The sequence below is a fragment of the Pseudarthrobacter sp. TE9888 genome, from assembly GCF_056279345.1.
In genome coordinates, this window is the sequence record NZ_JBWBRD010000002.1 from 3,406,540 (window position 1) to 3,419,313 (window position 12,774).

The window sequence follows — 12,774 nt, forward strand, 5'->3', positions numbered from 1 at the left end:
CACGCACGGATCCCGCGAGCGAAGGGCCCGCCACGCCGCTGGGGAGGAACGCCCTGCCTATGGGTTCGGTGCTGTACCAGTGCGGGGTGGAATGGGGCCCAACCACTCGAGCGGCCTGATTCTGCTCAAGATGGCTCGCGCATACCGGTTCCAGAGGCCCGAGAAGAAAAGGATGGCAGCGGTGGTCGTGGCGACGGAAGCGAGGACGTCGGTGGGGTAGTGGACGCCAAGGTAGAGCCGGGACCAGGCCACCACCAGGACGAATATGATTCCCAATCCAAGGGATGGCTTCTGCCACCGTGTCCCCCGTGCAAGGTAGTACAGGGCGAAGGCTACGGCGGTGGCAAGACAGACTTGGCCGCTGGGGAAGCTGTGGGTGTCTGGCGCGGCAATTAGCGGATCCGCCAGCATTGATTGATCGGGCCGGGGGCGTGCCACAGCAGCTTTGACCAGGTGGCAGGAAAGCCAACCGACTGCGGTAACGGCCCCGAAGGCGACGGCGTTTACGGGGGCGCGGCGGACAACCAACAAATAGAGGCTTACGACGGCGAGCAGAACCGCGCCGATGAGGTCCCCCAAGACCGTGTCAAAGGTTAGGGCCACCGCGTTGAGCGCGGGGGTGTGATGGGCGCTGAAGAACTGGTCCACCGTGAATTCCGATGAAGTTGGTCCCGGGAGGTTCTTCATCCCGAAGCCAAGCACGAGGACGGCAACGCCCATCATGAAAGGCCACAAAACCCAGTGCCGTACCTGTGGCAGGACGGCCAGGCGCATTCGGGACCCAGCATTGTTTCGAGCGGTCCCTTCAGATGTGGAAACGGAGCCCATCTTCTTTCTCATTCCTCATACGGGGCCAGGTGGTCCAAGTGGTCCTCGACGGAGACTACCCGCCGGCTGGGGTCCATGGCACGAGTAGCGTGTACTCGAATAGAAGGGGGGCGCTCAACCGCACAACCGCACAACCGCCGGACTCGGGGCGCGGTTGCTGAGGCCCGCTTATCCAGCGCCGGTCGACGAAGGAAGGGGTGTGTCGTCGACAAAGGGGACCTTGGCGATGTATTGCTGGTAAAGCTGGACGGCGTCCTCGAGGCGAAGGTGGCCGAAAGAGAGTGCTCCTTCCAGGCCGGCCAACTCTGCATTGCAGGCTTCTGCGGCGCTGACACGGGCCGCGAGCTCGTGGGAGTTGGCCAAACCTGTTGACACGGCTGCAGTCAGTGATGAAAGTGCTGCCAGCAGGCATAGCACGCGCCATACGGTCGAGTCGTCCTCTAATGACAGCAGGCCTGTGCACCTTCAGTAAATTTGGTCCCGCCGGCCGCTGGTCCGACAGTTAGTGCCGCCGCCAGCGCGCTTCCTATGACGCTCATGTTGGTTAACCTGCTCCGACGGGGCCGGGCCCGTTGGAGAAAAGACCTTATACTCGCTCGCCGCTGCTCATTCAGCTCGGAAAGTTCTTCACGGGTTCCTGGGTCTTTCTTCATGACGTCCTCCGCACCGCAACGATTTGGGAGTGATAAAACCTATTTGGCAGTCACGTCAACCTGTGTTTTTCGTGCGTGACGAAACTATAAGCGGCTGCATCCCGTGTCTCAGCTGTAGCCACGGGTGCCTCCATGGTGGATGCTGTCCGTGTCCTTAGAGTTCCCATTGGTCCAGTAACGACTCGCGGGCGAGGGCATACCTGTTGGTTTTGAAGTAGTTTCCATGGGTTGCCACTAGCGCCTGGTAGGAGTCAGGTTCGATCTCAGAGGCTGTGGCGTCCAGTGAGTTCGTATCTGAAGTGTCGTGCGGATACGAGTAGACAGGGAATCCCAGGTAGTCCGTCCGGCGCCAGATATTCAACCAGACTCCTGGTTCCGTTGCGCCGCTGCCAAGCAGCCCCGAGAGCTGGCCTTCGGACGGTAGAGGCGGCGCGGGCAGAAAGCGGCCTGACCACGGATCGCTTCCGAAATATCTCGGCCCCTGTATACCGGGGGTTCCCAGGACAGCCGGCCCCCATAGGTCGGGGAAGAACCTGCCGAAGTAGGGGCGGAGCTGGACACCGAATGTAAGCAACCTGATTCTGGATAGAAGTTCCCGGACCTTTATGTTGGTGGCCTCCTTGGCTGCTTTGGCATCGATGTTGTTTGCCGCAGCTTCGAACTCCCTGTGTTGGACTATGGCGGCGAGGTGATACAGCGCGGCGATGCCCAGAACGGCTCCCAGACTGTGTGTGGCCAGGAGGATGCGACGCGCGGGCTGCACTTGATCGAGCACCGCCGGATCATCCACTTTTTTCTGGTCGGTGAGCCATTGGAGCATTCGGTTTGCAAGTTCGGGTACAACGCGTTCGGAGTAGCAGGCGGGGCCAAACGGGTGGCCTGCCCGGGGCAGCCAGGCCACCAGGTCCCAGAGCAAGCCCAATGGCCTGCCTGTTCCGACGACAGCGCTGGAGATTGCCACGCCCAGTATCAGCACCCCCGCCGCTGTCAGTGCGCTTGTGGCTATCCCGGTGCCGGCAGGGGCGAGCGTGTTCCAGAACCACAGGTGGTGTAGCCACTGGTGGCCTGCGCCGTCCTCATGGAGAATCGTCAGGGCCAGGACCACGACGACACCGAGCATGGTGGCTCCTGCTGCAAGCTCCACCACGCGCTCACCGCGCTGGAGCAAGGCGCTTCTGCGGCGGACAGCCATAATTTCCGATTCGTAGGGTCGTTCGGTGTCATCGATCGAGGGATCTGCAACTCCTTGACCGATCCAGAGGCTGCTCAGCATGAGCGTACTCAGGATGAGTATGGCTGCAAGGACCAGGAGAACCATCACTCCGCCCGCTGCCCAATAGAGGAAAGGGATTGAGATGGCGGCCCCGTCGTCCTTTAGCAGCGTGCGGAATAGCGGATGGGTGGCATCCTGTTGCCAAAGGAGGCCGCCAGACTGTAACCAGTTGCCGACACCTACGACGATGGCGCTTGAGTAGAAGGCAGCAAGCAGGAGGCTGAGATACATCATCACGGCGGGAGCCAGACCATGCCACGCTTCAGCCTGTCGACCGAGTGGCCGCTCGGGCGCCCTGTCACGCTGATTCATCAGGGATGTTGCCACGGCCAGCAGGCAGGCAGCACACACGCCGAAGGCCGCAGTCACGGACATAGGTGAAGAACTCCAGCGGCTGATGATGAGCAAGACGCCGATGAGCGCGCAGCACCACAACACTGTTCCCCAAGCGACGGCGGCGTTCGGGGCCAGGCGCATAAGGGACCCTGACGTCGCAAGTATTGCCAGCAGCGCAACCAGCACGGTCGGCACCAGTTGGGCCACGGTGAAGGAGGCTGCTGGGTCAGCAGTGGTGGCCTGGCAGATCGCCACGATCGCATAAAGGTAGACGGCGAAGCTGGAAAGGAGGAGGGCTACGGCCCAGGCCATCCGCGAGGACTTGACTCTCAAAGGTGCACGGACGCTCTCCGATCCCCAGTACATGACGGAGCCCGCTACGACTGCCAGGAGCAGGCACGAAATAGTTATTAACGTGGTGGCGATGCCGGCGTCTTCCACGGAACTTGTTTTGAGGTCGGCAGCGAGCAGGAAAGTCACAAGCAGGACGCTGGCGGCAATGTGCGCCACTCCGGTTGGCGAGTTCACCCGCCGGATCCACAACCGTGGCGCAGTGAGGACGGGGGCGCCTTTCAACCTGTTTTCTGTATTGCGGCGTTCTCGTTTTTTGGGGAGATGGGCATTGCGGTGGACGCGTTTCTGATCCGTGAACCGGGTGCGAAAACGAACATCGCTGGACAGGCTGATGGCGGCCATTAGAGCCACGGCGAGGATCGGAAAGGTTGAGACTGCTGCAAGTCGTTGGCCCCGCGTCAAGCCCCGGAGCCCATCGAACCAGTGCGGCAATGCATTGCAGACCTGGGGCTGTCCGTTTGCGGCGACGCGGTAGCACTGGACGGCGATAAAGTCCATGGCGGCGGTGGCGACGGCAGTAGCCAGCAAAAGCGTCAACAGCAGACTGAAAAGACGTACGAGCGCCGCCCCTGTTCCTGGGTCGACACCGTCACCGCGTCGGTCATCAGCCTTGAGGACACGGGCCCAGTAGGCGGCGTTGGCAAAACCGAACGGGGCAATTAAAAACCAGCCAAGGTTGTAGAGCGCCCGGAGGGTTTTGCCCAGAAACCCGTTCGGCGCGAAGCGGTCCAGCTTGCCCCAGCTGTACGCTTCCAGACGGGTTTTCGAATCCGATACCGAAGTCGTGCCTGAGGGTGACTGCCTAACCTTGTAGAACCCAGCCAATTTGTCAACGAGTTTGATGCCGTCAGCGTCCGACGGGACCACATCGCCGGCGTCTACTCCCAACATTTCATAGGGCGGGGTGTTACGGACCCCGTGGACGCGAAGCTCGAGAATTTCCAACGCTGAGGACATGCCCCTCCTTGGCGGCTTCCCCAGCTGGTGCCCGTAGGGTACGACTCTTGACGGTAGAAGTCCAGAGTTCGGAGTTTCAGCCGAACTGACGCCGTGTACTACGTCTCCAATTGCCTGGTCCCGCCAGGCCCTTCAGCGAACCCGGACTTTGACAGCATCCCACGCTGACGTGACGGCGTTTGCTTCGGCGCTTGCCGCACCGTAGCGGGTGCGCGCGGACCGGAGGGTGAGGGCAGCGAACGAGCTAAAGGTTGCATTCGGATGTAGTCGAGGGTCGGCAAGGGTGTCGTACCAGATCTGTCCGGGTGCTTCCCATGCGTTTCCTCCAATCGCAGTGGCAACGAGATAGAACGCATGGTTTGGGATTCCGGAGTTGGTGTGGACGCCGCCATTGTCGGTGGTAGTCCGGACGTAACCGTCCATCGTCGCAGGCTGGTGGTCGTACTGGTTGGCGGTACCGGGTGCCTTCATCGAGCGGAGGGCGGGGGAGAGAAGCGGCCCGACAATGTCGGCGCCGATAAGCCAGTCCGCTTGTTGTGCTGATTGGCCGAGGTGGTACTGCTTGACCAGAACGCCGAAAACATCCGAGCACGATTCGTTGAGCGCACCGGACTGACCGGAGTAGGTCAGGTTCGCTTCGTGCTGTGTCACGCCGTGCGTGAGCTCGTGGCCAACGACGTCGGTGCCTTTGGTGGTGTCAGTGAGTGTCTTCCCGTCGCCGTCACCGAAGTACATGTGCCCGGCTCCGTCGTAAAAAGCGTTGTCATAGTCTGTGCCGAAATGAACAAATCCCTCGAGTGGCATGCCCTGGTCATCGATCGAGTCACGGTGGAAGATGTCCCAGTAGAGGGCGTACGTGTAACCGAAGTTGTCATAAGCCTGGTTTACGGATTGGTCGGCGCTCGCCGGGTCTCCTTCGGAGCGCACAAGCCTCCCCGGTGTCTGGTCACTGGAATGTGCTTGGTCGTAGATTCTGCGGTTGGGGGCACCCCCTGCCGTCGTGCGCTGAAGGGCCGTGGGATGCGGGAGAGTGCGTGCTGCGACCTCGGCCCGGGAGACCCGGAGTCCTTGATCGATGGCCAGCGTGGACAACAGCACCTCCCTATGGTCCGGGTCAGCGCTCCGGGCCAGTTCGATCAATAGGTCCGGGGGAAGGATGCAGGCAAGGGAGCGGCCAAGCATGGCAGGTTCCACTCCGCGGCAGGTACGTTCATACATGATGATCTCCTTACAGTCAGTACTTTGACGCCAATAGCTGTGAGCGCCTGGTGCCTGGATGCTTTCTCCAAGCCACCTGCAAAGGAAGGCAGCTGCCACGCCGCGGCGGGGTCAGCCCGTAGATGTTCGCAGCGGGGCGCGAGGACGGGTTCCCGGTCCGATATGATGCTGGATTCGTGGCCGGCGGAAAGCCAATGAGCCTGCCCTGTTCTCCATACATAAAGTGCCCCGTTCCAGGGGCTCATCGTACGGCTGGGGAAGGCCGTCCTTATGCGTAATGAAGACCGTCGGCCCGCAGCATTGCCCGCTGCGGGTACCTTAGGAGCGGGCGCCCCTACCTGCCAGGGGCTATTGGCCCTTGCTTAACTCGGGTAAGTCGCGTGTGCTACCGAGCTGAAATGGGATTGTCGACAAGGACCCGGCCGCACCCTCAACTCACAAGCCGATACCCCACGACCTGGGTGCTTCGCCGGCAGCCCTCAGTTCCTCGAGCGTCGGTGGATTCGCTCCCGCCCGCTGGACCGTGATGGCTGCGGCCGCGGCTGCGGTGCGTCCCAGTTCCTCCAGAACGGCGGGCGCGAAGCCTTCGGTGCCGCGGGCTAAGAGGCCCATGATCAGGGCGGCCATGTAGGAGTCTCCGGCGCCGATGGTGTCCTTGACTGTGGCCTTTGCCGCCGGAACCGTGACCTTTGCGTTCGGGAAGTGAATTGAGAGCCTGCAGCCCCCTTGGTTATCACCGCCAGGCCCGCGCCCAATTCGAGGATGTGGGTTGCGATGTCGTCGAGGGTTTTTCCTGGATAGAGCCAATGGGCGTCTTCGTCGCTGAGCTTGACGACGTCGGTCAGGGAGAGAAGTTCTTCGAAGGTCGCCTTCGTTTCAGCGTGGCTGCCGAGCAGGGATGGCCTGATGTTCGGATCGTAGGTGATGGTGCACTGCGCGTGGGCTTGTTCGAGCAGGGCTTTGACAGCTTTGGCGCCTGGGTTCAGGAAGCTGGCTATGGAACCCGTGTGGAGGATTTTGGGGAAGCAGGTCGGCGCTGTTGGTGGCAGGTCCCAGTGGATATCGAAGTCGTATGTGGCGGACCCATCGTGCCCAAGGGTGGCGGTGGCGGTTGCCATTCGCGTAACGATTCCGGAGCGGGCGGGAACCGAGGCTCCTCTACGCGTCAATTGGGTGCGTGTTAAGGACCGGGCGGAACGCCGGTCCGCATCTCGCTGTCCGGGACCGGAATGCAGACCGGTGGAACCCCGCACCGGGCGTCCGACTGGGACCGAACCAGCGGCGGCTCAGCGCCAGCCGAGCTGCGGAGCCACCTCCTTCAGGATCGACTCAATGACGTGTGCGTTGTAATCCACACCAAGTTGGTTGGGAACAGTCAGCAGCAGGGTGTCTGCCGCGGCGATCGCTTCATCTTTGGCCAACATCGCAGCCAGCTCATCAGGGGCGCCAGCATAGGAGCGGCCAAAAATCGCCCTGGTTTTCTCGTCAATGTTGCCGATCTGGTCGGAACTCCGGCGGTCACGGCCAAAGTATCGCCAGTCGAGGTCGTTCGTCAGGGCGAAGATGCTGCGGCTGACTGAGACGCGGGGCTCCCGTTGGTGCCCGGCCTCCTTCCAGGCCTGCCGGTACAGTTCGATCTGCTCGGCCTGCTGGACGTGGAAGGGCTTGCCGCTCTCGTCATCCTTGAGAGTGGAACTCTGCAGGTTCATGCCGAGCTTCGCGGCCCAGACCGCCGTTGCGTTCGAGCCGGAACCCCACCAAATACGGTCAAGCAGCCCTTCCGAGTACGGCTCAATGCGCAGCAAACCCGGAGGATTAGGGAACATCGGTCGGGGGCTCGGGGCCGCGAAGTCCTTCCCCGTGAGCACCTCAAGCAGGCGCTCAGTATGACGGCGGCCCATGTCCGCATCCGATTCCCCCTCATTCGGGGCGAAACCGAAGTAGCGCCACCCGTCGATGACCTGCTCGGGTGAACCTCGGCTGATGCCAAGCTGCAGCCGGCCGCCGGAAATCAGGTCGGCCGCGCCTGCGTCCTCCGCCATATAAAGCGGATTCTCGTAGCGCATGTCGATCACGCCGGTACCGATGTCGATGCGGTTCGTGCGCGCCCCGATTGCGGCCAGCAGCGGGAACGGGGATGCATACTGCTGCGCGAAGTGATGGACGCGGAAGTACGCGCCGTCTGCTCCCAGTTCCTCTGCCGCGACGGCCAGGTCGATGGCCTGCAATAACGCGTCCGATGCGCTGCGTGTGCCGGACTCCGGGTGGTCGGTCCAATGGCCGAAGGACAAAAATCCGATGCTCTTCACACCCACAGCCAACATGCCAGCGGACGTTCCTATTCCACCGGGCGGTTCAACCGGTCACGCGTACTCCGCCGACCGCGCCCGTCCACGGTGTCCCTGCGGGCCCCGGCAAGGACAGGTGCGCGGAGACGTAGCCTTCCTGGAGCGTGATCACCTGTGACGCTGCCCCCGGGCAGTCCACAGTGAGCTCGACAGGCCAGAGGGTGACCTTGGGATTTTCCTGCCGGATGAAGATCTTGGCGCTGGCGCCGCCAACGCAGGCTGCCGTCACTGTGTATCGGCCGGCCGCAGGCACCTGCTCGATTGTGCCAAAACCCCGGGCAGGGCCGTCAAGCGGCCCTTCCTGAAAGAGAAGGACCGGCCCCGGCACGGACTTAAGTATTCCGTCCAGCTCCTGGTAGTTCCGGACCTCCCGTTCAAGGATCAGTGGGTCCGGCGTCGGGGTGGCGGCCTCCGTTCCCCCGGGGGACCCGGGTACGGGAGTACCACCGGGTTCGGCCGGCGTCCTGTTGGCCGGGTCCGGGTAGTCATAGGCGCACCCCGCCGCTGCTGCCAGTGGGACCAGCAGGCACAGGGACAGAACCAGTCGGTGCCGGACGGCGTTCATGGCCACAATTCCATGGTGGTCGTGGCCGCCCACTGAGGCAACCATGCCGGATGGAAACCGGGCGGTCCAAAAACTGCTACTCGACTACTAATTAAGTACAGCGGTTCTCCCGGTAGTCGCCTGCTCGTCGCCTGCCGTTCAGTCCGCATGGTGAGACTCGGGCGGTGACTTCACCATGTAAGGCCCACGAGGCTGAAAGTGTCTTCCTGTCCCCTTCCCGCCGCGGATTCCTTGCCGCTGCGCTGGCCGGTGCCGCCGTGACCCTGGCACCCATGTCCTTTGCCGCTGCCGATACCGGCGCCAGCAGGACCAAGACGATCACCGGGCACCTCGATCCTGGTGCCGCTGACTTCGTGTACCTGCCAGTTGAGGTGCCGGCCGGCGTGAACAGGATCAGCGTTTCCTACAGCTACAGCAAACCCTCGGTTACTCCGGGACTCCTTTCCAACGCCTGCGACATCGGAGTCTTCGACGAGAAGGGCACCGGCCTTGCCGGAAAGGGATTCCGCGGCTGGTCGGGCGGCTTCCGTACTGAGTTCTTCATCAGCGCCGCCGAAGCCACCCCAGGGTACCTGCCAGGACCGGTGGGCAAAGGCACCTGGAATATCGCACTTGGCCCGTACCAGGTGGCCGAACAGGGCATGGACTATACCGTCAACGTCACCCTCGCCTACGGCCCGGACGGCGCCCCTTTCCGTCCCCAGTACCCGGCCAAGCAGGTAAACGGCCGCGGACCTGGCTGGTACCGCGGAGACGCCCATCTGCACACCATCTACTCCGATGGCAAGCGCACCCCTGCGGAAGTCGCTGCCGGAGCGAGGGCAGCGAAACTAGACTTCATGATCAGCACTGACCACAACACTCCTGCCTCCCACGGAGTCTGGGGCCCGTTGGCCGGTGACGACCTGCTCATCCTCACCGGGGAGGAAGTCACCACCCGCAACGGCCACTACCTCGCACTGGGCATCGAACCAGGCGACTGGATCGACTGGCGCTACCGCGCCCGTGACAAGGGCTTCGAGCAGGAGGCCCAGCACATCCACGCCGCCGGAGGCCTGGTGGTCCCCGCCCACCCGTACTGCCCGTATGTCGCCTGCCGCTGGAAGTTCGGCTACGACGATGCGGACGCCGTCGAAGTCTGGACCGGCCCGTGGACCGTGGACGACGAGTATGCCATCAACACATGGGACTCGATGCTCGCCCATTCGGTGCGCACCGGCGGACGCTGGATCCCGGCCATGGGCAACAGCGATGCCCACAGCGAGCCGCAGGTCATCGGCCTGCCACACAACGTGGTCAACGCCGCGGCCCTTTCGCACGACGCCGTCCTCGACGGCATCCGCAATGGGCGCAGCTGGATAGCCGAATCCGCAGACATCGCCCTGGACTTCGAAGTATCCGCGGGCGGCCGTAAGGCAGGCGTAGGGGAGAGGCTCGACGTTAAGTCCGATGCTCCCGTGACCGTCAGCGTGAAAGTCAGCGGGATCCCCAACGGCGTCATCCGGATCATCACCGACGAGGGGCAGACCCAGCAAGTCACCCTCCCGGCCTCCGGCCAGGGCTCGCACACCTGGGTCACCACGGCCCAGCTTTCCGCTTATGTCAGGGCCGAAGTGCGCCACCCCATGGCCGACGGAACAGCCAGCAACGGTACCAACATGGGCGTAGCGCTCTTGCTGGGCCCGATGGCTGCGTTGACCAACCCGATCTTTCTCGGGGCCAAATAACCGTGACGGCGAAGGGGAGCGGGCAAAGGGCTGCTATGTCCTGACTGGCGCCATGTCAGCGGGTCTGGCCCGGGCAGCTTCAGCACTGTGTCCGGGGCGGGCGGACGTCCGCCGTCGGGCTTTTGCGAGGGACACCAACAAGGTCAGTATGGTGCCCGTCCAGGCAAACCAGGTGAGGAACACCAGGCCGATCGCCATTAAGGGGTGCATGGCCACAGCATAGGACCGCACGCCGGGCAGACGCGGGTGAAACTCCGCACCGCGCGGGCGGGAATTCTTCCCGCCCGCGGTTACGGCGACTTCCCCGGCCCTTGGTATCCGTGCCCTCAGTTGGGGTTGGAGGGGCCGATCAACGTGCGCTGAGCTGCCGCGGTCCGGGCGTAATGGAAGGCGGCCAGTGCCACGGCGCTGGCCGCCAAACGCAGGGTGTGGATTCGCTACCACCGCGCCAGCACGGGGGAGTCCCCTGCTGGCCTCGGCGCCGGCCACGCGGTGGGCGGAACGGAGGATGGGCACGTCAGTGCAGGTGGCGCTCCCAGTCCGAAGGCACCCGTCCTGCCGGTCCCGGGACGGGCTGGCTGAGCGGCCGGTGTTGGGGCGGCGCCAGTACCGTCCCTTCGTAGTATTCCTCCGTGGCGTAATTCCAGAACCAGTCCTCGCCGGGTTCAAACGAACAGACAAAAGGGTGGCCGGTGGCGGCCGCGTGCGCGCTGGCATGCTGGGACGGCGAGGAGTCACAGCAGCCGATGTGGCCGCATTGGGCGCACCGGCGCAAGTGGAACCACCACCCGCCCTGGTTGTCGCACTCTGCACAGCCCGTACCGCTGGGCCGCGCGGAAGGATCGATTCCTGGGGGAAGGCTCATCTTGCGGGTTCCTTTGCGTGGAGCATGCCTGAAACGGATGCATCCCCTGCAGGATAAGCCACTGCGGGGCCGGCCTGAAGGGACACAGTGGAGCGATGAATGTCCCTGGGCCCGCACCGTGCGGTATTCCTGTGCCACAACTGCGTGCCGTTCGGGAGCCTGTTCCCTGTAAGGCCGGGCCGCGGGCGCGTACCGTACTGGTGGGCGCTATGGCCGCTGGAACCGAAGGCAGGGGAGGAACGGTATGGACATCGAAGACGTGGACCTGCTGGTGATCGGCGGCGGAAAGGCAGGGAAAACGCTGGCAATGGACTCTGCCCGGGCCGGCAAGGCGGTCGCTATGGTCGAACGCTCCATGGTCGGCGGAACCTGCATCAATGTGGCGTGTATTCCCACCAAGACCCTCATTAACAGCGGCCGGGTTTTGGCTACCGTCCGCCGGGCCGCCGAATTCGGGGTCTCCGGGACCGGGCAACCGCTCATGGACCTCCAAATGCTGCGCCGCCGCAAAGAGGACGTCGTGGAGACCATGGTCGCCGGCCAGCGATCCTCCTTCACCGATTCGGGCATGGACTTCATCCTTGGCGAGGCGTCGTTTGTGGCTCCCCGGACTGTGGAGGTACGGCTGGAGGCCGGCGGCACGCGCACCCTGCGCGGGGCCGACGTCGTGCTGAACCTCGGCACCGAGCCGCTCCTGCCGCCCATCAAGGGACTGGCGGAATCCAGCGTCCAGACTTCCAACACCCTGTTGGGGCTCCGGTCGATGCCCTCGAGCATGGTCATTCTGGGCGGCGGATACATTGGCTGCGAATTCGCCGATCTCCTCAACACCATCGGCGTCGACGTCACTATCGTCCAAAGTCGTGGTCAACTGCTCGCCCGGGAGGACACGGACGTTGCTGCTGCCGTCGAGCAAAAGTTCACGGCAGCAGGCATCACCGTGCTCGTGGGGGAGAGGGCCGAGGAAATCACCAGGGCCGCGGACGGAAACGCCGTCGTCACCCTCTCCTCAGGGGAGACCGTCACCGCCGAGGACGTCCTGGTGGCGGTGGGGAGAAGGCCGGTGACCGACGGCGCAAATCTCCAGAATGCCGGCGTCGACCTGGACGACAACGGATTCATCAGGGTGGATGACCAGCTGCGCACCTCTGCTGACCGAACGTGGGCAGCCGGGGACGCCGCCGGGACCCCGCAGTTCACGCACGCTTCCTATGACGACTACCGCGTACTCAAAACCAACATTGCCGCTGCCAACGGGGACGGGCGGCCGCGCAGCACCGAGGGCAGGTTGATTCCCTATTGCGTGTTCACCACCCCGGAGCTTGGCCGGGTAGGGCTCAGCGAACAGCAGGCCAGGGATGCCGGGTACAACGTCCGCGTCGCAAAGATGCCCGTGGCCGCCATTCCCCGCGCCCGGACGGTCGGACACCTGGATGGTTTCTGGAAAGCGGTCGTTGACCGCAGCACGGATAAGATCCTGGGTGCCGCCATGTACGGTGCTGACGCCAGCGAAACCATTGCCGTGGTGCAAATGGCAATGCTGGCTGACCTGGACTACACCAAGGTTCGCGATGCAATCATCACCCACCCGACCATGGCTGAAGGCCTGACCCTGCTGTTCACGCCGGCCTTCCTCGAGGACTAGGTCCC

At 63.5% G+C, this 12,774-nt stretch carries 9 protein-coding genes and 1 pseudogene; 2 read left to right on the forward strand and 8 right to left on the reverse strand.

The genetic code is table 11. From position 1 onward, the window contains the following. Positions 1 to 57: 57 nt before the first annotated feature. The 7 genes and pseudogenes from ACZ9J7_RS16275 to ACZ9J7_RS16305 all read right to left on the reverse strand — a co-directional run bounded on the left by ACZ9J7_RS16275 (position 58) and on the right by ACZ9J7_RS16305 (position 8,577). On the reverse strand, positions 58 to 720 hold the full coding sequence (locus ACZ9J7_RS16275) for a phosphatase PAP2 family protein (RefSeq protein WP_476210845.1): 663 nt from the start codon (positions 718 to 720) through the stop codon (positions 58 to 60). Between the two features lie 276 nt (positions 721 to 996). Beyond that, positions 997 to 1,203 carry a hypothetical protein gene (locus tag ACZ9J7_RS16280; protein WP_476210847.1) on the reverse strand — a complete coding sequence of 69 codons (207 nt, stop codon included), beginning with the start codon at positions 1,201 to 1,203 and terminating at the stop codon, positions 997 to 999. 432 nt (positions 1,204 to 1,635) lie between these two features. Next, positions 1,636 to 4,401 carry a hypothetical protein gene (locus ACZ9J7_RS16285; protein WP_476210848.1) on the reverse strand — a complete coding sequence of 922 codons (2,766 nt, stop codon included), beginning with the start codon at positions 4,399 to 4,401 and terminating at the stop codon, positions 1,636 to 1,638. A 132-nt stretch (positions 4,402 to 4,533) separates the two neighbouring features. Further along, entirely contained in the window at positions 4,534 to 5,619 is a 1,086-nt protein-coding gene (locus ACZ9J7_RS16290; protein WP_476210850.1) for a M4 family metallopeptidase, read from the reverse strand. 435 nt (positions 5,620 to 6,054) lie between these two features. Then, positions 6,055 to 6,737, reverse strand: a pseudogene (locus ACZ9J7_RS16295) (PfkB family carbohydrate kinase). A gap of 168 nt (positions 6,738 to 6,905) precedes the next feature. Further along, positions 6,906 to 7,928 (reverse strand): LLM class flavin-dependent oxidoreductase, encoded by a 1,023-nt coding sequence (locus ACZ9J7_RS16300; RefSeq protein WP_476210851.1) that lies wholly within the window; start codon positions 7,926 to 7,928, stop codon positions 6,906 to 6,908. Positions 7,929 to 7,974: 46 nt separating this feature from the next. Beyond that, positions 7,975 to 8,577 carry a hypothetical protein gene (locus ACZ9J7_RS16305; RefSeq protein WP_476210852.1) on the reverse strand — a complete coding sequence of 201 codons (603 nt, stop codon included), beginning with the start codon at positions 8,575 to 8,577 and terminating at the stop codon, positions 7,975 to 7,977. Positions 8,578 to 8,696: 119 nt separating this feature from the next. On the opposite strand from ACZ9J7_RS16305, the gene ACZ9J7_RS16310 reads away from it, so the two are divergent. Continuing rightward, positions 8,697 to 10,259 (forward strand): CehA/McbA family metallohydrolase, encoded by a 1,563-nt coding sequence (locus ACZ9J7_RS16310; RefSeq protein WP_476210853.1) that lies wholly within the window; start codon positions 8,697 to 8,699, stop codon positions 10,257 to 10,259. Between the two features lie 517 nt (positions 10,260 to 10,776). Here the strand turns inward: ACZ9J7_RS16310 and ACZ9J7_RS16315 are convergent. Next, entirely contained in the window at positions 10,777 to 11,124 is a 348-nt protein-coding gene (locus tag ACZ9J7_RS16315) for a UBP-type zinc finger domain-containing protein (protein ID WP_476210854.1), read from the reverse strand. Between the two features lie 244 nt (positions 11,125 to 11,368). Here ACZ9J7_RS16315 and ACZ9J7_RS16320 point away from each other — a divergent pair, with 244 nt between their 5' ends. After that, a complete protein-coding gene (locus ACZ9J7_RS16320) occupies positions 11,369 to 12,769 on the forward strand; it encodes a dihydrolipoyl dehydrogenase family protein (protein WP_476210855.1) in 1,401 nt (466 codons plus the stop codon). Positions 12,770 to 12,774 lie beyond the last annotated feature (5 nt).